Source organism: Microcystis sp. M31BS1, from assembly GCF_020245285.1.
GTDB classification, from domain to species: Bacteria; Cyanobacteriota; Cyanobacteriia; order Cyanobacteriales; family Microcystaceae; genus Microcystis; species Microcystis panniformis.
Genome location: NZ_JADBVE010000019.1, coordinates 1 through 22949 on the forward strand (window position 1 = coordinate 1; position 22949 = coordinate 22949).

The 22949-nt window shown below is 43.4% G+C and carries 28 protein-coding genes and 1 pseudogene; 18 read left to right on the forward strand and 11 right to left on the reverse strand.

Going from position 1 to position 22949, the window contains the following annotated elements:
* A partial coding sequence (locus tag IM509_RS00720; protein WP_420372442.1) for a bluetail domain-containing putative surface protein occupies positions 1–163 on the forward strand: 163 nt, incomplete at its 5' end.
* Between the two features lie 158 nt (positions 164–321).
* Positions 322–555, forward strand: a complete 234-nt coding sequence (locus tag IM509_RS00725) for a hypothetical protein (protein WP_002763025.1) — start codon at positions 322–324, stop codon at positions 553–555.
* A gap of 12 nt (positions 556–567) precedes the next feature.
* On the opposite strand, the gene IM509_RS00730 is transcribed toward IM509_RS00725, so the two are convergent.
* Positions 568–729 (reverse strand): hypothetical protein, encoded by a 162-nt coding sequence (locus IM509_RS00730; protein WP_155119788.1) that lies wholly within the window; start codon positions 727–729, stop codon positions 568–570.
* A 521-nt stretch (positions 730–1250) separates the two neighbouring features.
* The gene (locus tag IM509_RS00735; protein WP_002768583.1) at positions 1251–1580 is read right to left on the reverse strand and encodes an NAD(P)H-quinone oxidoreductase subunit M; all 330 of its coding nucleotides are present in this window, start codon (positions 1578–1580) and stop codon (positions 1251–1253) included.
* 289 nt (positions 1581–1869) lie between these two features.
* Here IM509_RS00735 and rpsO point away from each other — a divergent pair, with 289 nt between their 5' ends.
* The 11 genes from rpsO (at position 1870) to IM509_RS00790 (ending at position 10982) form a co-directional block, all read left to right on the forward strand.
* Positions 1870–2139 carry a 30S ribosomal protein S15 gene (gene rpsO, locus IM509_RS00740; RefSeq protein ID WP_002738807.1) on the forward strand — a complete coding sequence of 90 codons (270 nt, stop codon included), beginning with the start codon at positions 1870–1872 and terminating at the stop codon, positions 2137–2139.
* Between the two features lie 24 nt (positions 2140–2163).
* A complete protein-coding gene (locus IM509_RS00745; protein ID WP_002763019.1) occupies positions 2164–2628 on the forward strand; it encodes a PAM68 family protein in 465 nt (154 codons plus the stop codon).
* A gap of 58 nt (positions 2629–2686) precedes the next feature.
* Complete coding sequence (aroF, locus tag IM509_RS00750; RefSeq protein WP_002768581.1) at positions 2687–3742, forward strand: 3-deoxy-7-phosphoheptulonate synthase; 1056 nt, start codon at positions 2687–2689, stop codon at positions 3740–3742.
* A gap of 64 nt (positions 3743–3806) precedes the next feature.
* Complete coding sequence (locus tag IM509_RS00755) at positions 3807–4463, forward strand: Uma2 family endonuclease (RefSeq protein ID WP_052275764.1); 657 nt, start codon at positions 3807–3809, stop codon at positions 4461–4463.
* 20 nt (positions 4464–4483) lie between these two features.
* Positions 4484–5140 carry a Uma2 family endonuclease gene (locus tag IM509_RS00760; RefSeq protein WP_185237006.1) on the forward strand — a complete coding sequence of 219 codons (657 nt, stop codon included), beginning with the start codon at positions 4484–4486 and terminating at the stop codon, positions 5138–5140.
* A gap of 531 nt (positions 5141–5671) precedes the next feature.
* A complete protein-coding gene (locus IM509_RS00765; RefSeq protein WP_052275762.1) occupies positions 5672–6487 on the forward strand; it encodes a Cof-type HAD-IIB family hydrolase in 816 nt (271 codons plus the stop codon).
* Positions 6488–6634: 147 nt separating this feature from the next.
* A complete protein-coding gene (locus IM509_RS00770; protein WP_052275761.1) occupies positions 6635–7369 on the forward strand; it encodes a dienelactone hydrolase family protein in 735 nt (244 codons plus the stop codon).
* 96 nt (positions 7370–7465) lie between these two features.
* Positions 7466–8323 (forward strand): S1 RNA-binding domain-containing protein, encoded by an 858-nt coding sequence (locus IM509_RS00775; RefSeq protein ID WP_052278385.1) that lies wholly within the window; start codon positions 7466–7468, stop codon positions 8321–8323.
* 248 nt (positions 8324–8571) lie between these two features.
* On the forward strand, positions 8572–9414 hold the full coding sequence (locus tag IM509_RS00780; RefSeq protein ID WP_052275760.1) for a DUF6671 family protein: 843 nt from the start codon (positions 8572–8574) through the stop codon (positions 9412–9414).
* A gap of 13 nt (positions 9415–9427) precedes the next feature.
* Positions 9428–10087 carry a class I SAM-dependent methyltransferase gene (locus tag IM509_RS00785; protein WP_002763008.1) on the forward strand — a complete coding sequence of 220 codons (660 nt, stop codon included), beginning with the start codon at positions 9428–9430 and terminating at the stop codon, positions 10085–10087.
* A 25-nt stretch (positions 10088–10112) separates the two neighbouring features.
* Positions 10113–10982 carry an NAD(P)-dependent oxidoreductase gene (locus IM509_RS00790; RefSeq protein WP_185237486.1) on the forward strand — a complete coding sequence of 290 codons (870 nt, stop codon included), beginning with the start codon at positions 10113–10115 and terminating at the stop codon, positions 10980–10982.
* Between the two features lie 441 nt (positions 10983–11423).
* Here IM509_RS00790 and IM509_RS00795 read toward each other — a convergent pair whose 3' ends face one another.
* Positions 11424–11774 carry a DUF760 domain-containing protein gene (locus tag IM509_RS00795; RefSeq protein ID WP_002735620.1) on the reverse strand — a complete coding sequence of 117 codons (351 nt, stop codon included), beginning with the start codon at positions 11772–11774 and terminating at the stop codon, positions 11424–11426.
* A gap of 134 nt (positions 11775–11908) precedes the next feature.
* On the reverse strand, positions 11909–12427 hold the full coding sequence (gene scpB, locus IM509_RS00800; RefSeq protein WP_081417800.1) for an SMC-Scp complex subunit ScpB: 519 nt from the start codon (positions 12425–12427) through the stop codon (positions 11909–11911).
* A gap of 61 nt (positions 12428–12488) precedes the next feature.
* On the opposite strand from scpB, the gene IM509_RS00805 reads away from it, so the two are divergent.
* Both IM509_RS00805 and IM509_RS00810 read left to right on the forward strand, forming a co-directional pair.
* On the forward strand, positions 12489–13301 hold the full coding sequence (locus IM509_RS00805; RefSeq protein ID WP_052275758.1) for an inositol monophosphatase family protein: 813 nt from the start codon (positions 12489–12491) through the stop codon (positions 13299–13301).
* Between the two features lie 59 nt (positions 13302–13360).
* Entirely contained in the window at positions 13361–14125 is a 765-nt protein-coding gene (locus IM509_RS00810) for an ABC transporter ATP-binding protein (protein ID WP_052275757.1), read from the forward strand.
* Positions 14126–14184: 59 nt separating this feature from the next.
* Here the strand turns inward: IM509_RS00810 and IM509_RS00815 are convergent, their stop codons facing one another.
* From IM509_RS00815 to IM509_RS00830, 4 genes are all read right to left on the reverse strand, one after another.
* The gene (locus IM509_RS00815; protein ID WP_002735949.1) at positions 14185–14463 is read right to left on the reverse strand and encodes a hypothetical protein; all 279 of its coding nucleotides are present in this window, start codon (positions 14461–14463) and stop codon (positions 14185–14187) included.
* Positions 14464–14528: 65 nt separating this feature from the next.
* Complete coding sequence (locus tag IM509_RS00820) at positions 14529–14891, reverse strand: DUF4164 family protein (protein WP_072923549.1); 363 nt, start codon at positions 14889–14891, stop codon at positions 14529–14531.
* A 425-nt stretch (positions 14892–15316) separates the two neighbouring features.
* Positions 15317–16900 (reverse strand): photosynthetic/respiratory NAD(P)H-quinone oxidoreductase subunit D1, encoded by a 1584-nt coding sequence (gene ndhD1 / locus IM509_RS00825; RefSeq protein ID WP_072923547.1) that lies wholly within the window; start codon positions 16898–16900, stop codon positions 15317–15319.
* Positions 16901–17270: 370 nt separating this feature from the next.
* Positions 17271–18008 (reverse strand): phycocyanobilin:ferredoxin oxidoreductase, encoded by a 738-nt coding sequence (locus IM509_RS00830; RefSeq protein WP_072923545.1) that lies wholly within the window; start codon positions 18006–18008, stop codon positions 17271–17273.
* A 175-nt stretch (positions 18009–18183) separates the two neighbouring features.
* On the opposite strand from IM509_RS00830, the gene IM509_RS00835 reads away from it, so the two are divergent.
* Positions 18184–20496, forward strand: a complete 2313-nt coding sequence (locus tag IM509_RS00835) for a transglutaminase TgpA family protein (RefSeq protein WP_185237487.1) — start codon at positions 18184–18186, stop codon at positions 20494–20496.
* A gap of 70 nt (positions 20497–20566) precedes the next feature.
* Here the strand turns inward: IM509_RS00835 and IM509_RS00840 are convergent.
* Both IM509_RS00840 and IM509_RS00845 read right to left on the reverse strand, forming a co-directional pair.
* Positions 20567–20833 (reverse strand): annotated as a pseudogene (locus IM509_RS00840) (Txe/YoeB family addiction module toxin).
* Positions 20827–21144, reverse strand: a complete 318-nt coding sequence (locus tag IM509_RS00845) for a type II toxin-antitoxin system Phd/YefM family antitoxin (RefSeq protein ID WP_249264801.1) — start codon at positions 21142–21144, stop codon at positions 20827–20829. Before IM509_RS00845 ends, IM509_RS00840 begins: the two are co-directional and overlap by 7 nt.
* 349 nt (positions 21145–21493) lie before the next feature.
* On the opposite strand from IM509_RS00845, the gene IM509_RS00850 reads away from it, so the two are divergent.
* On the forward strand, positions 21494–21643 hold the full coding sequence (locus tag IM509_RS00850) for a hypothetical protein (protein WP_287716258.1): 150 nt from the start codon (positions 21494–21496) through the stop codon (positions 21641–21643).
* A gap of 543 nt (positions 21644–22186) precedes the next feature.
* A complete protein-coding gene (locus IM509_RS00855) occupies positions 22187–22651 on the forward strand; it encodes an SRPBCC family protein (RefSeq protein WP_002778570.1) in 465 nt (154 codons plus the stop codon).
* A 73-nt stretch (positions 22652–22724) separates the two neighbouring features.
* Here IM509_RS00855 and IM509_RS00860 read toward each other — a convergent pair whose 3' ends face one another.
* Complete coding sequence (locus IM509_RS00860; RefSeq protein ID WP_002788007.1) at positions 22725–22928, reverse strand: ssl0294 family protein; 204 nt, start codon at positions 22926–22928, stop codon at positions 22725–22727.
* Positions 22929–22949: the final 21 nt, after the last annotated feature.

The following is a 22949-nucleotide window of genomic DNA, read 5'->3' on the forward strand; positions in this document are numbered from 1 at the left end:
CTTAGTGCAGGTAACAACCGGTGCAATAGCTGGAACTTATCTCGTTATTAATGATAGCACGGCTGGCTTCCAATCCAGCAATGATTTATTAATAAATATCACCGGATTTACTGGTACTTTACCAGCTTTAGGGAACATTCCAGTGGGTAATTTCTTTATCTAAGCGTCTAAGCTCTCCTTCTAAGGCGTAGGGTGCGTTAGGCGGCTATCAATTCCGTCAAAAAACCAAAATTAACAAGCCGCCGTAACGCACCAACTCTATTATTAAATCGGTGCGTTACGCTATCGCGCTTTACACCTAAGAGTAAGCGGACAACTCAAATGAACCCAACAACCGCCAATTATGATGAACCCTGGAAAGAAGCATTAAGTCACCTAGAAAACGGGTTTCTTCAAGAAACTATTGAGAAACCCGTTTTCTTTGAGAAACCCGTTTTCTTTGAGAAACCCGTTTTCTGGACTTTAAGACAAAAAAACGTTTCGCTGACAAACTCTATAAAGTCTGGTTACTCAGTGGAGAAGAAGTCTGGATATTGCATCGTTGTTTTCAGCTAATAGTTTCTGAATTTATTTCTTCTTATTTTCGACTAACTCTTGCTCAAATTTTGGCTGACTTTTTTGAGATTTTTGACCACTTATACTCGCCAGCAAAAACAAATGATAAGAGCTTTGTTTTGATTTGTAAATAACAGCATAAGGTTGGCTGATATAATCGATTAATTCATCCATGTTCCAATAAATCTTTGCTTTTAACCACCCGATCACTTCATTTATCTGGTCATCTGTTAAATATCCGATCGAGCCTTTATATCCTATTCTAATTCCTTCTATTTATTTTAAATATATTTCGACCGTAATATATAAAAGATTGCTTGACACAGAGTATTCTGCTGATTTCTTCACAGGTTTTACCTTCGAGAGACATCTACATCTTTACTAAGAGCGCTCGTTTCAGTTCTCTTGAATCCATTACACTTTTTATAAATAGCTCTAATTCAGCTATTTGTGATTCCTTGCTTTGCTGCTCCAATCTTGTGTAATTCATTTTGTATTTGGTATAATGGCTCTTCTCGACTTTGTGTGATAATTTTTGCTTATGGAATCGTGAAATGCTTATCGGGCAAGACTTTTAGGGCTATTTTGCGGATATTCTATCAGTATAGACCTCGTTTCCACACAGAAACCAGAAGAGCCGCGATGCAACTTCCCCACCCTTCTAGGTGTGCGGGTGGGGACTGACGCGGAATTGTTCACCCTAATTTTGGTAAACCCATACTATAGTTCTGGACTCTGGCATTGAGATTATAGCTAATTTCGCCTTTTTGCAGGAGAGAACGGATAAAATGTTCTAGATCTGAACCGATGCGACGGAGATTATATTCGCTCAGTTCTTCCCCATTGTAGGACTCTACCAATTCATCAAACTTACTATAAACCTTATTGAGAGCCACTTCTTCCCAATTAAATTCATTATCGGGATCCACATCAAGAGTCAAGACATGGTTACTCTCGATTAATTGATTATTTTTTACTTCAGCCGTATAAATGCGAATATGACGGGTCGTGGATTTTAACAGCATGGAATCTTCAGGGTAAGTTAGACGCTATGTCTAAGATTTTGCCATGATTTGCGGCAATGGGGTGTGGGGAAGTGGGGAAGTGGGGAAGTGGGGAAGTGGGGAAGTGGGGAAGTGGGGAAGTGGGGAAGTGGGGAAGTGGGGAAGTGGGGAAGTTGTCTCATCACCCTATCACCCCAAAACCCTATCACCCTATCACCCTATCACCCTGCCTCCCGAACAATGTTTACGGATCGACCAGAAACGTGATACTATAATAGATTGCAGTATTTAAGCAGAGATCACGAGTCCTATGGCCTTAACCCAGACCAAAAAACAAGAACTAATCAGCCAATATCAGGCCCACGAAACCGATACAGGATCATCGGAGTTACAGGTAGCTTTCTTAACCGAGAGAATCAACCAACTGACCGAACACCTGAAAGCTAACCCGAAAGACCATGCTTCCCGTCGGGGATTACTCCAGATGATCGGTCGTCGTCGGGGACTGTTAACCTATATCCAGAAGAAAGATCAACAACGTTATCAAACCCTGATTGGTCGTCTCGGAATTCGCCGTTAAGCATACCCCCTTTGCATCCCTACCATGGCCTCTGAATCGAAATCGACGGAGAAAAAAGAACGTCTCCCCTTTGAGCCGCGCCAAAATAAGCGAAAAACCCCGAAAATTGCCCCTAGTCCCGTGCCACCGCCCCTAAAAAATCGCTCCGAGGAAACCAGCTTAAAGGCGATTCCGCAAGTGGTCAGTCAACGGATGGCCAAACGGATGGCGGTATTTTGTGGCCTGCCGACGGCACTGGGGATAGCTTCCTTTTTTGGCTTCTACTGGATTATTAGCCACGATCTTCTCGAAATCCCTTCCTACGTCGCCATGCTCGTCAGTTTAAGCCTGTTTGGTCTAGGTTTCATCGGTCTGAGTTATGGCATCTTCTCCGCTTCTTGGGATGAGGATCGGGTGGGGGATTGGCTAGGATGGCAAGAATTTCAAGCTAATTTTGGCAGAACGATCGCCGCCTGGCGGTCCGGCAAAAAAGAAGTGGAAGAAAAATAGATAACCTCTAGAAATCGTCAACAATAGAGATTAAAGGAAACAATAAAAGGTTAATGCCATGATTGTTGTCATGAAAGTTGGTTCCCCGGAAATTGAAATCGAGCGCGTCGGTGCCGAATTCGAGGCATGGGGATTAAGTCCCGAGAAAATCGTCGGTAAGCATAAAGTTGTCATCGGTTTAGTCGGAGAAACCAGGGAATTAGACCCCCTACAAATCCAAGAATTAAGCCCTTGGATCGAAACCGTCCTGCGAGTCGAACAACCCTTCAAACGCGCCTGTTTAGAATACCGTCACGGGGAATACAGCGAGGTTTTAGTCCCTACTCCTAACGGTGTTATCCCCATCGGCAGAAATCATCCCGTTAGCATTGTCGCCGGCCCCTGTTCGGTGGAAAATGAGGCCATGATCGTGGAAACTGCCAAACGAGTGGCGGCAGCCGGAGCGCAATTCCTCCGGGGGGGTGCCTACAAACCCCGCACTTCTCCCTATGCTTTCCAAGGTCACGGGGAAAGCGCTTTGGAATTACTAGCGGCGGCTAGAGATGCCAGTGGTTTGGGTATTATCACGGAAGTAATGGACGCGGCGGATCTCCCTAAGATTGTCGAAATAGCCGACGTGGTGCAAGTGGGAGCCCGCAATATGCAGAATTTTTCCCTCTTGAAAAAAGTTGGAGCGCAACCGAAACCAGTCCTACTCAAGCGCGGCATGGCGGCCACTATTGAAGATTGGTTGATGGCGGCAGAATATATCCTCGCCGCAGGAAATAGCAATGTTATTCTCTGCGAACGCGGTATCCGCACCTTTGACAGTAAATATACTCGCAATACCCTAGATTTATCCTGTATTCCCGTTTTAAGAACTTTAACTCACCTGCCGATCATGATCGATCCTAGCCACGGTACGGGTAAATGGGAATATGTCCCGACCATGGCCATGGCTTCCCTAGCAGCCGGGGCCGATTCCTTGATGATCGAGGTACATCCTAACCCGGCAAAGGCCCTATCTGATGGGCCGCAATCCTTGACCCCCGACCGATTCGATCGATTAACTCGGGAGTTAGCGGTCATTGGTAAGGCGATCGGGCGTTGGCCCCAGGTTCCGGCACTGGTTTGATAAGATGATCAGGGGGTGAGTCAACCCCCTTTTTTGGGCATAAATTTCGCTTTTCGGGGCAGTTATGGTGACAGTTCCTCTGGAGTTAAATACTGAGCAAATTAGGGGTGAGAAACGGGTAGTTTTTAATCATCTCAGTTGGTTATCCTATCAGCAAATTTTACAGGCACTAGGAGAAAATAATCGCGCCCATTTATTTTATGATCGTGGCACTTTAGAAATTACTATGCCCCTAGAAGAACACGAGTTTTATCGAGAATTAATCGGATTGTTTATTCGGATTTTGGTGGTAGAATTGGGTTTAAAAATTAAAAGTATGGGTTCCACAACTCTAGCTAGGGAAGATTTAGAACGAGGAGCAGAACCCGATAATGCCTACTATATTCAAAATCAAGCTAAAGTGCTGGGGAAAAGGATTAATTTAACTGAAGATCCGCCCCCAGATTTAGTGGTGGAAGTGGATATCACCCACACGGATATTAATAAATTAGCACTTTATGCCCGTTTGGGAGTGCCGGAATTATGGCGTTTTAATGGACAAATATGGCGCATTTATCGGTTAGAAAAGGGGGGTTATCAGGAAGGAGAATTTAGTCCGACTTTTCCCCTAGTTCCGAAAACTAAACTCTATGAATTTTTAGCCACTGCTAAAGAGGATGAAGTGAGGGCAGAAAAGAATTTAAGAGCATGGCTTGTTAGTCAACTAGCTAAAAATAATTAACTAGGGCAGTTGAGGTAATTATGGTGACAGTTCCTCTCGAGTTAAATACTAGCGAAATCTGGGCAGAAAGACGGGTTACTTTTTATCATCTCAATTGGTTATCCTATCAGCAAATTTTACAGGCGCTAGGGGAAAATAATCGCGCCCATTTATTTTATGATCGTGGCACTTTAGAGATTACTATGCCCCTAGAAGAACACGAGTTTTATCGGGAATTAATCGGACGTTTTATCTATTTTTTGGTGTCCGAATTGGGTTTAAAAATTAAAAGTATGGGTTCCACAACTCTAGCTAGGGAAGATTTAGAACGAGGAGCAGAACCCGATAATGCCTACTATATTCAAAATCAAGCTAAAGTGCTGGGAAAAAGGATTAATTTAACTGAAGATCCGCCCCCAGATTTAGTGGTGGAAGTGGATATCACCCACACGGATATTAATAAATTAGCACTTTATGCCCGTTTGGGAGTGCCGGAATTATGGCGTTTTAATGGACAAATCTGGCGCATTTATCGGTTAGAAAAGGGGGTTTATCAGGAAGGAGAATTTAGTCCGACTTTTCCCCTAGTTCCCAAAACTAAACTCTATGAATTTTTAGCCACTGCTAAAGAGGATGAAGTGAAGGCAGAAAAGAATTTAAGAGCATGGCTTGTTAGTCAACTAGCTAAAAATAATTAACTAGGGCAGTTTTTGAGGTAATTATGGTGACATTTTATCTAGAGTTAAATACTAACGTTTCTTGTCAGGCTGATAATTTCTTTTCCCAATTTAATATTGTTTTATTCGTGTATCCAAATGTTCGGACTGTTGCATTTAATCCCATGCCTTCCATCCTAGCTTTCAATACTTTGACAATTTTCGAGGGATTTCGCTAGAATACAGAAAGCGGTAAAGCGCGTAAGGGATCACGGAAACCTCCCGCTCCTTTGTACCTCGGAACAAATATCGCCCTTGAAAATGTAATGGTGACGGGTCAAGCAGGATAGAAGCTTAACGGCTAAGGTCAAAACAGCCCACAAATAAAATTCAGATCCGTCCGCCGCCGGGCAGTCGGTAGACGTTAAACTAAAACGCTTGTGGATTCGGTCTGACGGGGGCATAGTCTTCCGATTGTGTCTAGTTAAGAGGAGTAGAAGCAAGAATCTCCAGTCACAGCGTAGCTTGACGGCGAGAGTGTCAATAACTGTTACCGTTGAATGGGACAAGACTGTGGATATTCGCTTAATCGTTGTTGATGTGGATGGAACGATCGCCGGGGATAACAATCAGGTTAATCCGGCTGTGGTGCAAGCTGTCTCGGCCGTCCAAAAAAAGGGAATTCCCGTCGCTATCGGCACTGGTAGGATGTACCGCTCGGCTTTACGCTTTCATAAACGCCTTAAATCGACTTTACCTTTAATTGCTTACAATGGCGCTTGGATTCAAGATCCTGTTTCCCAAGTTCACCATCGACATACCCCTATTTCCCCCGACTTGGCGATCGATCTTTTAGATTATCTCGAACAACCCCAATGGAAGGAGAAAATCTCCCTTAATTTTTATATGGACGATGTGCTTTATGTGCGGCAATTAAATGCGGAAACGGAATTCTATCGGCAGCGATCGGGTATTATTGCCGAAGCAGTGGGAGATTTACGCAAAGTTGCCCACAAAACCACTAAAATCCTGGCCATGGGGGAAGATAAGCAATTTATCGCCGAGATTTGGCATCATTTACAGCAACGCTATCAAAATCAAGATTTATACTTTACCCAATCGAGTCCGACTTTTTTTGAAGTTACCCACGTTGAGGCTACCAAGGGAAGCGCCACCCAATTTTTGGCCGAAGATATCCTAGGATTACAACCGCAAAACGTTATGGCGATCGGTGATAATTTTAATGATGTTTCTATGCTCACCTATGCGGGTGTTGGTGTCGCCATGGGTAATGCTCCCCAAGCCGTTAAGGATCAAGCCGATTGGGTTGCCCCCAGTGTAAACTTAAATGGGGTGGCTGCGGCCTTGGAAAAGTTTGTTTTAATTTGAGGAATGGGGGAATGGGGAAGTGGAGAAATGGGGAGATGGGGAGATGGGGAATTGGGGAATTTCAACTAAAACCCTACAACCCTAAGACCCTACAACCCTACAACCCTACAACCCTAACACCCTAAAACCCTTTTCATCGAGAAAATTATGACTATTAATACGCAAACTGTTACGATTCCTAACAAAGATATTGACATAGATGCCTATTTAGCCATTCCGGATCGGGTGGGAATTTATCCAGCAATTATCGTAATTCAGGAAATATTCGGCGTAAACGACCATATTCGCGATGTCACCCGCAGAATTGCCCAAGAAGGCTATATAGCGATCGCTCCTGCCATTTATCAGCGATTCGCTCCTGGTTTTGAAACGGGGTACAGTATGGAAGATATTGAAATCGGTCGTCAGTACAAAGAACAAACCAAAGCAGCCGAATTAATCAGCGATATCCAAGCCACCATCGATTATCTTTATAGTTTGCCACAGGTGAAAAAAACCGGTGTCGGCACGATCGGTTTTTGTTTTGGTGGTCATGTGGTTTATCTTGTCTCCACTCTAGAGGATATCAAAGTTAGTGCCTCTTTTTACGGTGCGGGAATCACCACGGGAACCCCTGGGGGTGGTCAAGCGACAGTGAAGGTGACTCCCCAAATCAAAGGGACAATCTACGCATTTTTCGGGATGTTAGATGCGAGTATTCCTCAAAAGCAAGTGGATGAGATAGAAAACGCATTAATCCGTTATCAAATTCCTCATCGAGTTTTCCGCTATGAAAATGCCGACCATGGCTTTTTCTGCGACCAAAGGGCTAGTTATAATGCTAATGCGGCCAAATCTGCCTGGGATCATGTGCTAGAGTTATTTAGCCTTCTTAAATCTTAATGGTCTGACCCCTCAAGCTTCAGCTTACACTGGAAGCAGATCGAAATTATACTTGTAACCATTCTATTTATCATGACACCGAACCCAGCCTTTTCCATGGACGATTTTGCCAAAGCTCTTGATCAATACGATTATCAATTTGAAAAAGGGCAGATCGTGCGCGGGAGAGTCGATCAACACACCTCCGATGGAGCATTCATCGATATTGGCGGCAAATCCTCCGCTTTTATTCCTTTAAGGGAAATTTCCCTGGAAAATGTTATTTCTATTGCTGAAGCTTTACCCATAGGTGCAGAATTCGATTTTCTGATTACCCGTGGACAGGACGCGGAAGGACAAGTTACCCTGTCTCTGCGGCAATTATTACTACAAAAAGCTTGGGAAAATGTCAGGGAAATCTCTGAAAGTGGCAAGTCGGTGCAGCTGCGCGTCACGGGGGTGAATAAGGGGGGAGTGACGGGAGAGGTGGAGGGATTAAAAGGATTTATCCCTCGCTCCCATTTAATCGAAAAAAATGATTTAGATTCCCTGATCGGACAACTTTTAACCGCAACTTTTATTCAAATCGATCAAGAAAATAATAAATTAGTTTTATCTCAGCGAGAAATTGCTCGCGCTAACGCTATCAGTCAATTAGCTGTGGGTAAATTATTAAGTGGCACCGTGGTTAAATTACAACCCTACGGTGTCTTTGTCGATTGCGGTGGAGTGACGGGATTACTCCATGCTAAACAGGTGACAGGAGCCTCTTTTAATTCTCCCATGACTTTCTTTAAAGTTGGTCAAGCAATTAAAGTGGTAGTCGCGGAAATTGACGAATATAAAAATCGCATTTCCCTATCCACAAAAATCCTCGAAGCGCACCCCGGCGAAATTCTCGAAAACTTTGCAGAAGTCATGGAAACAGCAGCAGAAAGATTAAAACAAGCTCAGGAAAAAACCCCAGCAACTTAGTGTAGGGTGGGTTAGGCGACAATAACTTAGATATTTTACCACCTATTTAGTATTCGCCGTAACCCACCATCAGTTATCAGGTGAATTTGTCTCCTGTCTCCTTTTTACTTGACAAAGATGTTTCAAGTTAGCGTAGGGTGGGTTAGGCGACAATAACTTAGATATTTTACCACCTATTTAGTATTCGCCGTAACCCACCATCAGTTATCAGGTGAATTTGTCTCCTGTCTCCTTTTTACTTGACAAAGATGTTTCAAGATCGGATAGCAATTTTAGGGACTATGCACGGAAAAGAGCGGGTGATTGCACCGATTTTAGCGCAAGAAATAGGCCTTAAGGTGATTGTACCCGATAATTTTAATACCGATCGCTTTGGCACTTTTACCCGGGATATTAAGCGCATCGGGACACAAATTGAAACCGCTCGCAGGAAGGCACAACAAGCGATCGAGCTTTCGGGATACGATATCGGAATTGCTAGTGAGGGTAGTTTTTATCCCTATCCCCACTTGCCGCTAGTTTCCTGTAATCGTGAATTGATTTTATTGCTCGATCGAGTCCATAATCTAGAAATAATTGGTCAAGCAATAGTCACGGAAACTAATCACGCTCACCAAACTGTAACTAATCTAGCAGCTGCTTTAGAATTTGCCGAAAAAATCGGCTTTCCTAGTCATGGTTTAGTGGTGATGTTTGATAAAAATTCTCTCGACTCCGAGCAGATTTTTAAGGGAATTACTGACGAGAAAAATTTCGTTAAAATTGTTGAAGATATTCTTGACAAAAACGGCAAGGTACACCTAGAAACCGATATGCGTGCTATGCACAATCCCACGCGGATGAAAGCAATTGCAGCTGCGACAGCAAATCTGGTGCAGAAACTTAATCAATTATGTCCTAATTGTGGTTGTCCGGGGTTTGATATTATCGAAAGAACATCGGGTTTACCCTGTGGTTTATGTCACTTTCCCACCTCTTTAATTAAACTGGAACTATACGGTTGTCAAAGGTGTGATTATCGAGAGGAAAAACTCTTTCCCAACGGTCAAAAAACTGCCGATCCGATGTATTGTGAATATTGTAATCCTTAAGGATAGCTTTTCTATGGAAAGAATTTTAGAACCGGAAGTAATGGATGATCGGGAAGAAGCGATCGAATATGATGCCATGGACTTCACCGAAGTTAATACTAATTTTGCTAAAGAAGCCGTACAATTGGCCGGTATTAATGCTAGGGTATTAGATGTGGGAACCGGTACTGCACGCATTCCGATTATGCTCTGTCAACTGCGTCCCCAATGGCAAATTATCGCTATTGATCTGGCCGATTCTATGTTAGAAATTGGTCAAAAAAATATCCTGAGTGCTAACTGTCAAGAACAGATCAAATTAGAAAAAGTTGATGGAAAAAATCTTCCCTACCAATCCGAGCAATTTGATTTAGTTATTTCTAATAGTTTAATCCACCATCTCGAAAATCCTCTGCCTTTTTTAAGGGAAATTAAGCGAGTTTTAAAACCCAATGGTGGCATTTTTTTAAGAGATTTATTCCGTCCCGATTCCGAGGAAATAATCCAGGGGATGGTGAGGGAAATCGATCCTAATTTTTCTCCCCGACAAGCGCAACTATTTAAGGATTCTCTCCAGGCCGCTTTTACCCTAGCAGAAATCGAAGATTTAATCCAGCAATCGGGATTAAAAAATGTTAAAATTTATCAGTCTTCCGAACGTCATTGGACAGCCATAAAAACCAGTAAAAACTAATCACTAAATCAGGTAAAATTAAGTTATGAAAGTTGGAATTTTGGGAACGGGATTAATGGGAACGCCAATGGTAGAAAGATTATTAAATCAGAAAATTCCTGTTATTGCCTATAATCGCACCTTGGAAAAATTGACACCTTTACAGCAGTTAGGAGCCAAAACAGTTAGCTGTTCCGAGCAAGTCATTCAAGAGGCAGATTGTCTGATTTTAATGTTAACTAATGCCGCCGCTATCCAAGAGGTTTTAGGATTAAATTACGAGCAATCTAACTTTAATAATCGGACTATTATCCAGATGGGAACTATTGCTCCTTCTGAAAGTAAACAACTGCGAGATCAAATTGTGGCTAAAGGGGGAGAATATCTAGAAGCACCCGTGTTAGGAAGTATTCCCGAAGCTAAAAATGGGACTCTCTTAGTTATGGTGGGAGCAACAGAAAAACAGTTTCATCAATGGTCAAATTTATTAGCACATTTTGGTCAAGAACCGATGTTAATCGGGGAAGTGGGAACCGCATCGGCGTTAAAATTAGCTTTAAATCAATTAATTGCCTCTCTAACCAGTGCTTTTGCTTTGAGTTTAGCTTTTTTATCCCAGCAAGGAGTAGATCTAGAAAAGTTCATGACTATCCTGCGTCAAAGTGCCTTATATGCGCCTACTTTTGACAAAAAATTAACCAGAATGTTAGAAGAAAATTATGCTAACCCTAATTTTCCCACTAAACATTTACTCAAAGATGTCAATCTCTTTTTAGAGGAATCGGAGAAGTTAGATTTAACCACTTTTCCCCTAACAGGAGTACAGAGCCTTCTGGAAAAAGCTTTAGAAATGGGATTAGCAGAACAAGATTATTCAGCTTTATACGAAGCGCTGAAAAAAGAATTAAGTAGGTAGGCGTTAAAAATTATCAGACACCCCCCTTATCAAGCGTAGGGTTGATTCATGAATCAACCCTACCTTATCAAGGGGGGGCAGGGGGGATCGAACCTAAAATCCATTTTTAATTTAATTATAACCAGCTACTTATAAACCGCTTGGCAACATCAAAAAGACTCTTTTTGGTTTGTCTAGTCGGACAACTGATAGGAGAAAAACTGGTAAAAGGCTTTAAATTTTCCTTAAGCTTTGTTGAGGTGGCCGGAAGAGGGGGTTAGAGTGGGAAGTGATGGAATTTTGGGCATATTTTCCTATGACGCTGACTGAATTTGGATTATTAGCGGGTTTACTTGTCCCCGGTATCCTGCTCTCGATTTTAGTGATGGTGAGTTTTGCCAAAGGGGGCTAAAAACCGATAGAGACACCGATGAAAGTGTCTCTATCTTTTTGGGGTGAAGATTAATCTATTTTTGGTTTTTTGCCTAATTTAATTGATTCTGTAGCTAACAAAATTGATTCTAAATGATGGCGCTTCTCCACTTGACCGAGGAAATAACCCGTCATCATCGCTGAAGCGAGAAGATTAGCCAAATTCTCGCGGTCGGTGGTAATTTGTACCGCAAAATCCTCTGAGGGCAGCATTCCCACCAATCCCCTGACGTTTTGCGAGATAATATCCTTAATTTCGCTACTGACGGATTGGGCTATTCTCTCAAGGGTTTCAGGATGCTGCTGCTGGAGATACTGCATCAGACAGTTATCATTTTGTTCTTCGGTTTCCCAGGGAAAAAAATCAGGATTAAAAGTCATCAGAACTCCCACGCTGTAGTGGTTATTAGATTTAGGTTAACAAATCGCTCTTCTTGATTGCCTGAAGTCCCCCCCATCTTCTTCAAGTTTAGCTCAGTGATCAAACATTCACCCTTAATATACTCTCTCTCTCCTTATTCCCGATCGGTAGCTTCCAGAATACCCTGTTCTCTAAGATTGTCAACCTCGAAATATTGATGAAATTTATCGGTTAATTCTAACCAGTACGATCTACCTTCATTTTGCTTGCGTTTTCTCACAAATCCTCGTTCTACCAAGTCCTGAACCTGTTGATAGGCCGTACTGCCTCGTAAATTAATTAAATCCGCTTGTAAAATCGGTTCTTTTAGTGCGATCGCTGCTAAAGTACGGAGGGTTCCTGTGCCTAATTCGGCCGGGATCAGGTCTTCGATCAAATTCTGATAAGCTGACCGCAATTGTAAACTATAACCGAGGGGGGTTTCCACCACTTCCAAGGCACTATCCCGGTGTGCATAATCGGACATTAACTCGATCATGGCATCTTCCACCGTCAAGCGATCGCTGTTGGTTAATCTCACCATCTCGGTTAAGGGGACAGGCTGCCCTTTTAGGTAAAGTATCGCTTCTAGACGGGTAGCTAGTCTGATCTCCTGGTGGGCTTCCGCGCTCAATCTCGACTACCTAAGTTTAGACAATGATTTAATATTCTACTAGAAGACGAACGAGAAAATTATGGAAACTTTTTGGAGTCAGGTTTTAGACTTTTGTTATCAGGCTACCGAGCAGGTGGGCGATCGCCTAGTAGCTGATTTTGGCAAATTACAGGCCACCAATAAAGCAGACGGGACTTTAGTGACGGCTGCCGACCGTTGGTCCGATGGCGAATTGCGATCATTAATTGCCCGCACTTTCCAGGATCATGGAGTCCTAACCGAGGAAACTACCCATATTTTCCCGGATCAAGAATGGTGTTGGGTAGTGGATCCAATCGACGGCACGACTAATTTTACTCGCGGTATTCCCATCTGGGGCATTTCCCTAGGACTTCTCTACCGGGGGACTCCTGTGTTCGGATTTGTTTATCTCCCCTGCCTGAAACAGGCCTATTATGGTTATTGGTACGGTGAGACGGGTTTAACCGGTCCAGAGGGGGCCTACTGCGATGGTCAACCGATTCACACCAGCGACGATTTTCCCAGCAAAAATCATCTGTTTAATCTCTGCGCTCGTAGTACAGGTGTATTTAAAAACCCCTTTCCCTGCAAAGTGCGGATGATAGGAGTGGCTAGTTATAATCTGCTTTTGGTTGCCGATGGCACTGTCTTGGGAGGAGTGGAAGCAACCCCAAAAGTCTGGGATATTGCTGCGGTTTGGGCAATTCTACAGGCCGCCGGCGGGGTATTTATCTCTTTAGGAGAAAAGATTTTTCCCTTACAGGTGGGGGAAAATTATAGTGATCGATCCTATCCCTGTTTAGCCGTGGCTCGCTCGAATTTAGCGCCGGTTTTCTTGCCTTTGGTCGGTTTTCTCAAGGATGTTGCTTGAATGGAGAATTGCTCAGGTTAGAATAGCTGCATTTAATGGTTTTATCTCTATATTATTTCATGAGTTTTGATACTTCCTCTCTCAGCGAACGCAACGATAAAGCCGAAGTCTATCAGCCAGTAATTATTCGCCTCGAAAATGTGTCTAAAATCTACGGCAGTGGCGAAACCATGGTTAAAGCCCTCAATAACATCAATTTAAGCCTAAAAAAAGGGGAATATTGCGCTATTATGGGGGCTTCGGGTTCGGGAAAATCCACAGCCATGAATATTATCGGCTGTCTTGATCGTCCCACCTCGGGGTCCTATTATCTAGAAAATCTGGACGTTTCCACGCTGCCGGATGGGGATTTAGCCCAGATTCGCAATCGCAAAATCGGCTTTGTTTTCCAGCAATTCCATCTTTTACCCCAGATGAGTGCGCTGGAAAATGTCATGTTACCGATGATTTATGGTGGGGTTTCTCCCCAAGAAAGAAAGGAAAGAGCGATCGCTGCTTTAACGAAGGTAAAATTGGATAATCGACTGCACAATAAACCCAATCAATTATCGGGGGGACAACAGCAGCGCGTTGCTATTGCTAGGGCAATTGTCAATCAACCCATATTATTACTTGCTGATGAACCGACGGGGGCGCTAGACTCGAAAACTACCCAAGAGGTGATGGCTATTTTCTCGGAATTGAATAACAGTGGCATTACTATCGTCATGGTAACTCATGAGGCTGATGTGGCGCGTCACTCTCAGCGCATTATTTGGTTTAAGGATGGTGAAGTGGTTTATCCTAATCTCGCACCGACGGATTTACACGAGGTGATTGGGTAGGGTAGGGATTTTTCAGTTATCAGTGAAAAGAAAACGGCAACTTCCTAATTAGATATCTGTTAGGGATTGGGAAGAAAACCAAAAAGTTTGGCTGCCCCTCCTAAAATGGCAACAACCAAAGCGATTAGAATCCCTCGATTGGTAAATTCCTGATTAGCGACTCTTGCAGTTAATCCTTTAATTTCTGTGGTTAGTCGCTCATCTAGGGCTTTAATCTCCCCTTTTAACTCCGATTGTCCTATCTCTAGCTTGTTAACATCTCTTTGTAGAGAGTCTATTTTCCCCTCAATCCTTGTCAGAACAGCTTCTAGGGAATAAGTCACAGTTTCGTTAGACATGAGCTAAACTCCTATATTTTGCTATGTTGCGGTCTCGCGTAGCGAGCGCGTTGCGACCGCCTTATTTATGGGTTGCCACTGAGTAGAGAAAATCTGATACTAACGGTGATTATTGCCCCGATACCGGCACTAATTCCCCCAACAATCAGAGGTAAAATTAACCCCCGAAATCCCTGTAAGTCAGAAACAGACTTAACTAAAACAGATTGCTCGTTTTCTACTTTTTCTAATCTTTTATCGATGCCCTCAATCTTAAAGCCTAAGGCTTTAATCTCCCCTTTTAACTCCGATTGTCCTATTTCTACTTTGGTTAATCGTTCATCGATTTTGTCGAATTTTTGATTGACATCCCTTTGTAGAGAGTCTATTTTCCCCTCGATCCTTGTTAGAACAGCTTCTAGGGAATAAGTCACGGTTTCGTTAGACATGGGCTAAACTCCTATATTTTGCTATGTTGCGGTCTCGGGTAGCGAGCGCGTTGCGACCGCCTAATCTTCTTTGGGTGCGATTGCTCCAGTGGAGACCAATTCTGATAATTCTCTAGGCTGTACTCAGTAGCGATCACATGACAATAATCACACAATCAATTATGTATAATAATACTAAAGTATAATAATACTAAATCCGTTGATTAACCCACAGAAAACGGGTTTCTCCGAGAAACCCGTTTTCTACTCATGCACTCATGCAAAAGGGGCAATAGATAATCATTCTTTAATAACCAGATTTAATATTAGTAAAAATCGTCAATTGAATGTTAAGAAGTGCGGAAATTGGGATTTAATACTGCTCACTTAAAACTCAAATCTGATAACTGGTAACTGGTAACTGATAACTGATAACTGATAACTCCTTAGATTTCTGGAGCTTTGAGGGAATAAAGGGAGAAACTAGCGGTTTTTGCCTTTGCCTGTTGCACTAAACTGGGGACAGAATTACGCGCTAGGGCGGTTAATTTATTGGTAGTAGCATCGTAAATTGTCGTGGCCACTTTGGGATAGAGTCCAATGCCGATAATTGGCACTAATAGAGAAGCGATGATAAAGACTTCCCGGGGTTCCGCATCCACTAGGGCATGGTGTTCTTCTAATTCCTTATTTTCCGGCCCGTAGAGAATTTCTCGCAACATGGACAAGAGATAAATCGGGGTGAGAATGACACCGATAGCCGCTAAAAAGACGATGATGACGCGGAAAGTGGGACTATAGGCATCACTGGTGGCAAAACCGATAAATACCATTAATTCCGCCACAAAACCGCTCATCCCGGGCAAAGCCAGGGAAGCGAGGGAACAGGTGGTCCACATGGCAAAAACTTTCTTCATTTTCTTGCCGACACCGCCCATCTCGTCTAACATCAGGGTATGGGTGCGATCGTAGGTACAACCGACCATAAAGAATAAACTCGCCCCAATCAGTCCGTGGGAAATCATCTGTAACATCGCCCCACTTGTACCAATATCGGTAAAGGAAGCCATGCCAATCAGGACAAATCCCATGTGAGAGATGGAAGAATAGGCAATTTTGCGCTTAAGATTGCGTTGGGCAAAAGAGGTTAAGGCGGCGTAGATAATATTAACTACCCCTAAAATCACCAAAACGGGAGCGAAAACGGCGTGAGCATCGGGTAACATCCCCATATTCATCCGTAAGAGCGCATAACCACCCATTTTAAGCAAAATTCCCGCTAGTAACATATGGGCGGGGGCAGTGGCTTCGCCGTGGGCATCCGGTAGCCAAGTATGGAGGGGGAAAATCGGCAGTTTTACCCCGTAGGCAATCAGAAAACCGGCGTAGAGGAATAATTGCAGTTTCAGGGGGAAATCCTTGCCAGCAATAGTCACCATGTCAAAGGAGACGGTATCGCCATAAAAAGCCATCGTCAGCGCCGCTACAAGGATGAAGAGAGAGCCTCCGGCGGTGTAAAGGATAAATTTGGTGGCTGCGTAGAGACGGCGTTTACCGCCCCAAATAGAGAGGATCAGATAGACGGGGACTAATTCTAATTCCCAGACGAGGAAGAACAGTAACAGATCCTGTACGGCAAACACCGCAATCTGTCCCCCGTACATCAACAGCATCAGGAAGTAGAATAGTTTCGGTTTAAAAGTGACCGGCCAAGCCGCTAAGATAGCTAGAGTGGTAATAAATCCCGTTAAGATAATCAGAGGCATGGAGAGGCCATCGGCTCCTAAAGACCATCTTAGGTCAATTTCTGGCAACCATTGGTAACTTTCCACTAATTGCAGATTGGGATTAGCGAAATCGTAACTGCTATAGAAAGCGTAGATAATTAGGGCAAAGTCGATTAATCCCACCGTCAGAGCAAACCATCTCACGGTTTTACCGTCTTTATCGGGAATTATGGGAACCAATAAAGCGGCGACGATGGGAAAAAGGATGATGACAGTTAACCAAGGAAAGTTCGTTAGATTCATCGGCTGTTTTAATATTTATTTAATCGTCAGAATCGAGAAATTAAGCTAAGGCCTTTTGACGGTTTTACCTAGCAAAACCGCCTTTTTTCTCTTGTTCTCGCGGTTACATTTGACTGTACCTAACCCAATCTAGCAATTATTTTCCCGTCCTTGTCTGTTAATATTGTTAAGTTTCAAGAGACTTCCGCCCTAATTAATTTTTGAGAGTTCAAAAATGGGAAAAATAGCGATGAGGTTGCAGAAAATCTCTAAATTAAGTGGGTAGGTGTTAAAAATTGTCGGCTCCCCCCATATTAATGGTAGGGTTGATTCATGAATCAACCCTACGATGAATCAACCCTAGGAGCAAGGGGGGAAGGGATAGTTCAGTTTAATCGGGTAAATCGAAGAGAACACCTGTCATATAACGCTCTGCCCATTCCCAACCAAAGGCTTTTTCTAGTACACGCCGAGTTTTATCGTTTTTTTGCTGTTGACTACAATAATCCCGTTGTCCCTGTAAATAAATGCGCGCTTCTTCTCCGGAAAGGGGCTGACTTTCCATAGCACATTTGCAGTGAATTGTCAAGAAATCTGTTACTCTTTGTAAAAATTGTCGTTCCTCGGCGGCGGTTTCGGGACGAATAAACAGACAATATTCCGAGAAAATATGACCCCAAGGCGGCAAATCACGAGCTTGAGCGAAATCGACCCCAGGTAAAGCCGCTAAAGCTTGATTATAGGCACTAGAGAGGGTTTTATCGACACTGGTGGGAGAAAGATCCACAATAGCGGCACTGATTCCCGCTTTGCCGGAGACTATATCACATCCAAACATCGGCAGCGGATATTCTGGACGGGGGAACATGACACAGTGAAGTATATCCAAACCATTGCCCAGTTTAGCCAGTTCTAGGTGCATTTTGCGGAACTGGGGGGTTTGATAGCAGCGATTCTCGATAATTAATTTTTCCCCTTCTAAACGTCCCTCCACATAGCCTAAACCTTCGGGTAACTCAAAGGGCGACAAATCAAGATAATTTTCCCAGTGGGACAGAATTGCTGTGGCTAATTGTCCAATCAGGGGATGAAGTAACGGTAAAATTTCAGGGTTGGTAACGGCTATCATAGGTCAGTTATCAGTTATCAGTTATCAGTTATCAGTTATCAGTCATCAGCTTTTTGCTCCCTATCTCCCGTCTCCTGACTCCTGACATCTAAAATCCACTTTACCCCATGGAGCGATCGAGATTAAAACTGGGAAATATAAAATTAACTTCTTTGTCCTTCTCCCAATTTACCCTATGGTTAGCAGTGCCGCTCGTCCAAGACCTTCCTTAAAAACCCTCTGGCAAAAGATAGAATCTTCTCCCTTGCCAGAAACCGAGGAATCGATTATTTTAAGAATTCTGGTGCAAGCTTTAGTAATCGTCGGTATTATCGCCACCGATGTGGCTACTGATAGTTATACCAGTATTTGGGCCGTTCCTCTCAGTATTATCGGCGGAATCTGGAGTTGGCGACGCAGGAAAAAGCGCAATATTGGGGCAAAATTTTGTATAGCGATCGGAATGTTGGTAGTGTTGGCGCTATTCTTGGGTAATATCGTTGCGATGCAGGATAGTCGCATTGCTCTAACACAATTATTAATTCAATTACAAATTCTCCATAGTTTTGACCTGCCCCGACGCAAAGACTTAGGTTATTCTATGGTAATCGGTTTAATTCTCTTGGGAGTCGCCGGGACAATCTCTCAAACCCTTGCTTTTGCGCCTTGGTTAATCCTCTTTCTGCTTTTATCCCTACCTACCCTAGTTTTAGACTATCGTTCTCGTTTAGGTTTAGATAATCTCAATCAGAGTCTCCCTTTCTTGGCAAAGAAACCCCCCCGTCTAGCTACAAAAAAATTAGTTTCCCCACAAAATTCTCCCCTTTCTCCCAAACGTTTCGGGATTTTCTTTCTGACAATTGTCCTCTTGGGATTGACAATTTTTGCCCTGATGCCGCGTTTTCCTGGTTATCAAATTCAATCTTTTCCCGTCAATAGTCCAGGAGGTATGGAAAATCAGGATTTTGAACAGGGAGACCGACAAATCGTTAACCCCGGCTATGTGCGCGAGGGTGAAACGGGGAATGGTGGCGTAAATGGCGGTAATAGTCCCACTACAGGGTCAGGACAGTTAGATTCTACCTTTTATTACGGTTTTAACAGCCAAATCAACCAAAATTTGCGGGGAAGTATGACTCCCCAGACAGTCATGCGGGTACGTTCTCAAGCTCCCGGATTCTGGCGCGCCATGGCCTTTGATCGCTATACTGGTCAAGGGTGGCAAATCTCGCGAGATCAAGAATTAGAGGATTTAAATCGCAGTAGTTGGTCCTATCGCTTTTTTGTGCCGCTACCTGCAACCCAAGCAAAAACTCATCAGGTAGTCCAAACTTACAGCATTGTCTCCAGTTTACCGAATATTATCCCTGCTCTTACTTCGCCCCAGTTTCTCTTTTTTCCCACTCGACAGGTATCTCTGGACCGAGAAAATAGCTTAAGGTCGCCGGGAGGATTAGCAGAAGGGCTAACTTATACTGTAATCTCACAAGTGCCAGAACGCAATCGCAGCCAACTGCGATCGGCATCAGAAAACTACCCTAAGTCTATTCTCAAGTATTATTTACAAATTCCTGCCGAAATTGCCCCGAAAGTCCGCCGAAAAACCGAGGAATTGCTGGCCAAATCTCCCACACCTTTAACCTCTCCCTACGAGAAGGCCCTATATTTGGCCCAAGCATTAAAGCAAAACTATGAATTAAAAACCGATTTGCCCTTTTTAGCCGAAAATGAGGATTTAGTCTCGGCCTTTTTATTTCGTTTTCAGGGGGGTTACGCCGATCATTTTTCCACCGTGTTAACGATTATGTTACGCTCGATCGGTATTCCTGCCCGATTAGCCACCGGTTTTGCCCCTGGCCAGTTTAATCCTTTCACTGGCTTTTATGTTGTCCAAAATACGGACGCTTACGCCATCACAGAGGTGTTTTTCCCTGGTTACGGTTGGTACACTTTCGATCCTATCCCAGGTCACGAATTAATTCCCCCATCCTTTGAGGAAGCGGAACCTTTTAGCGTCCTCAAGCAATTTTGGCAATGGGTAGCCGGATGGTTGCCCTCTCCAGTAACGGGTTTTCTCGGTCTGATTTGGGAAAATGTTATCGTTACTATCGGTCAGTTATTGGCCTGGTTATGGCGCTTTATTTCCGGCAGTCTTTTCGGGGGAATTCTCGGTGGTTTAGTGGGGGTCGTCTTCGCTTACGCTGGTTGGTTAGGATGGGGACAGTTCCATCGTTGGCGTCGGGGTCGCAAGTTAGCAAAACTACCACCAATCGAGCGTTTATACCAGCAAATGTTAGGAATCTTAACAGAAGCCGGTTATGGTAAACATCCCGCTCAAACCCCTTTAGAATACGCCGCCGCCGCCCGCCGCGTCCAACCGCCGCCAGTGGCGAATATTATCGAGGAGATTGCTCGCGCCTACGTTGATTGGCGTTATGGCGGGAAATCGGCTAATATCGAGAGTTTACGCCAACGTTTTCGAGAATTTGTCAAGTTGGTGAAAAAGTGAGCTTGAGCCTATAGTTAGGGTTTGCCGAAAAAGTTTTTCAGCAAATCCTAGATTTAACGATGTCTTAACGCTATTCATAATGTGTCCACATCCGCAGGATTTTAACTATACCCTCAGATTGAATAACTTCGTACACAAGACGATGCTGAATGCTTATTCGCCGAGAGTACACACCATTCAAATCTCCCACTAACTTTTCCTAAGGCGGGGGATTTTGGAATGGATTGACCTGAAGAATGTCAAGTAACATCTGCGCTTTATTTTTTAAATGACTAGAATTAAGCTTCTTAGCGTCTTTCTGCGCCTGTTTGGTGTAAACCAATTTCCACCTCACCATTCTAGCTCCTCAGCACATTCTTCAACCGGCGTTGCCAGTCCCTCCCGAATTGATTCTCGCATCCCCGGAATTGAGAGGAGATATAACGTTTCTTGTACCGATTTCCAATCCCCTTGAGATAGCAAAACTGCATTACCATCGCATCCCTCAATAATAATGGGTTCGTGGGAAACAGTCACTGAATCAATCAAGTCCTGCAACTTTTGTTGAGCCTCATTAACTGGGATCATAAATCCTCCTAATTGTTTTCTACCAGTGCCGAAAGAAAATCCTCCGATAATCTTAGCGCCAATTATCCAAACCTGACTCAAGCTATAACCAATCTTTACAAAAAATTTTTTCCCGGCGCTTATACTGTCGGTGCTGGTTTTTCGCAACCAAAGTAAATTACAGATATTAAATTGAGAGTAACTAAACTTGGCTCTTCTCGACTTTGTGTGATAATTTTTGCTTATGTAAGGTTAAATGCTTACTGGGCAAGACTTTTAGGACTATTTTGAAAGAAGAAACTATCAGTATAGACCTCGTTTACAGACAGAAACCAGAAGAGCCGATTTTTTATTCAACAAGTAAATTAATTAGGGCTCTTCGGTTTGTGTTATGCAATGGACGGGGGTTATAAGGGATGGAACCCTTATAGAGAAAGGCATTTAGCGATTTTTGTCAATTGGTTTTGCTCTAGAGCGAACTAATCAATTAAGTCTCTTGCCAGATAAGGATTTAGTCGATTTATGCCCCCCCTATCGAACCATAACAAGTAACGAAGAGCCCAATATTGTTACAGTTAATGATTTTTTATTCAACAAGTAAATTAATTAGTGCTTGCTAACTATCAGTCAAATCCTTTTGTAGTCAGGCTTCCAGTAATATTCAGCCAACCCTCGTTAGGGTCCGGAGATTGCTCGCGCCTACGTTGATTGGAGTTATGGCGGGAAATCGGCTAATATTGAGAGATTACGCCAACGTTTTCAAGAGTTGCTCAAGCTAGTGAAAAAATGAGCTTGAGAGCAGTTATCTTAATGATGAGGTAGGAAGTTTTCGTTTTGGGGAGTCGATCGCCGGTCGTCCATAGCAAATTAGGTTACACTTCATCTTGATGAGAAAGGCTATAAACAAGACTATGTTAAGAAATGTAACCAAGTACAAAACCCTTACTGTTGCCTTGTCTGCACAGTTAACTTTATTTTTGTCCGACTACCGATAATTCTCAGCCAGTAATTTAAGTAGGGAGGCACAATTATTTGTAGGATGGGTTAGCGGTAGCGTAACCCATGCAGGCGTTGGGTTTCATGCTTCAACCCAACCTACGTTCATCTTATATTTAATTCCAGCCAGTAATTTATAAGCAGATCAATGTCATCTTGTCAAGTATTTGAACAATCAATTCAGATTAAAGCTAGTGCCACGACGGTGGAGCGTTGTATCACGGATTTAGAGTTAATGCGTCGTTGGTTGAATCCGGTGTTAGTTTGTGAACCTATCGGCGATTGGAAGACCGATATCGGTGGGAGAAGTCGTTTTTTGATTCAAATTCCCCTAATTCAGCCAACGCTGAAAAGTACGGTGATTGAGAGAGAACCGGGGTTAATTGTCTGGCAATTTGAAGGCTTTTTTCGCGGTTGCGATCGCTGGGAATGTCAACCCAATGATGGCGGCACTTGTCTAATCAATCGTTTTGAGTTTGCGATTCCTAATCCGGTTGTGGGGTGGGGATTCCAGCAATTCGCCGCCAAATGGACTAAAAAGGATATGGAAGCGCAATTAAGACGCTTGAAACGAGTAGCCGAGGAAATTTATCTACTTTCAGCAACAAGTTAAGCTGATGGGGTAGTAAGCGGGGGGTGTTGGGGATGGGAGAATACCCTTACCCCCAACAGCTAACCCCTGATCCCTAATCGATCGAGATCGACTGGGGACTGTTGCCGTTATCCTGATTATTGTCGTTAAAACTGACTAATCCCTGCTGTTCTAACCATGTTTTCAGGGGATCGTCCGAAAGTTTCAAGCGCAGTAATCCAGAGGCAAAACCACCGAAAAAAGCGATCGGTTGTTGAATCAGTTCTTTAACAACGGGTTGTAATTCATCGAGAAACATCTTATTCTATCTCCTGATATT

Coding starts and splice junctions, on each gene's coding strand:
- ndhD1 (WP_072923547.1), bottom strand. CDS start 16,900: ATGAATCTAACGAACTTTCCTTGGTTAACTGTCATCATCCTTTTTCCC.
- IM509_RS00730 (WP_155119788.1), bottom strand. CDS start 729: ATGGATGAATTAATCGATTATATCAGCCAACCTTATGCTGTTATTTAC.
- IM509_RS00805 (WP_052275758.1), top strand. CDS start 12,489: ATGGAAACTTTTTGGAGTCAGGTTTTAGACTTTTGTTATCAGGCTACC.
- IM509_RS00755 (WP_052275764.1), top strand. CDS start 3,807: ATGGTGACAGTTCCTCTGGAGTTAAATACTGAGCAAATTAGGGGTGAG.
- aroF (WP_002768581.1), top strand. CDS start 2,687: ATGATTGTTGTCATGAAAGTTGGTTCCCCGGAAATTGAAATCGAGCGC.
- IM509_RS00810 (WP_052275757.1), top strand. CDS start 13,361: ATGAGTTTTGATACTTCCTCTCTCAGCGAACGCAACGATAAAGCCGAA.
- IM509_RS00795 (WP_002735620.1), bottom strand. CDS start 11,774: ATGACTTTTAATCCTGATTTTTTTCCCTGGGAAACCGAAGAACAAAAT.
- IM509_RS00775 (WP_052278385.1), top strand. CDS start 7,466: ATGGACGATTTTGCCAAAGCTCTTGATCAATACGATTATCAATTTGAA.
- IM509_RS00830 (WP_072923545.1), bottom strand. CDS start 18,008: ATGATAGCCGTTACCAACCCTGAAATTTTACCGTTACTTCATCCCCTG.
- IM509_RS00745 (WP_002763019.1), top strand. CDS start 2,164: ATGGCCTCTGAATCGAAATCGACGGAGAAAAAAGAACGTCTCCCCTTT.
- IM509_RS00725 (WP_002763025.1), top strand. CDS start 322: ATGAACCCAACAACCGCCAATTATGATGAACCCTGGAAAGAAGCATTA.
- rpsO (WP_002738807.1), top strand. CDS start 1,870: ATGGCCTTAACCCAGACCAAAAAACAAGAACTAATCAGCCAATATCAG.
- IM509_RS00735 (WP_002768583.1), bottom strand. CDS start 1,580: ATGCTGTTAAAATCCACGACCCGTCATATTCGCATTTATACGGCTGAA.
- IM509_RS00860 (WP_002788007.1), bottom strand. CDS start 22,928: ATGTTTCTCGATGAATTACAACCCGTTGTTAAAGAACTGATTCAACAA.
- IM509_RS00855 (WP_002778570.1), top strand. CDS start 22,187: ATGTCATCTTGTCAAGTATTTGAACAATCAATTCAGATTAAAGCTAGT.
- IM509_RS00815 (WP_002735949.1), bottom strand. CDS start 14,463: ATGTCTAACGAAACTGTGACTTATTCCCTAGAAGCTGTTCTGACAAGG.
- IM509_RS00770 (WP_052275761.1), top strand. CDS start 6,635: ATGACTATTAATACGCAAACTGTTACGATTCCTAACAAAGATATTGAC.
- IM509_RS00785 (WP_002763008.1), top strand. CDS start 9,428: ATGGAAAGAATTTTAGAACCGGAAGTAATGGATGATCGGGAAGAAGCG.
- IM509_RS00780 (WP_052275760.1), top strand. CDS start 8,572: ATGTTTCAAGATCGGATAGCAATTTTAGGGACTATGCACGGAAAAGAG.
- IM509_RS00790 (WP_185237486.1), top strand. CDS start 10,113: ATGAAAGTTGGAATTTTGGGAACGGGATTAATGGGAACGCCAATGGTA.
- IM509_RS00760 (WP_185237006.1), top strand. CDS start 4,484: ATGGTGACAGTTCCTCTCGAGTTAAATACTAGCGAAATCTGGGCAGAA.
- IM509_RS00835 (WP_185237487.1), top strand. CDS start 18,184: ATGGTTAGCAGTGCCGCTCGTCCAAGACCTTCCTTAAAAACCCTCTGG.
- IM509_RS00820 (WP_072923549.1), bottom strand. CDS start 14,891: ATGTCTAACGAAACCGTGACTTATTCCCTAGAAGCTGTTCTAACAAGG.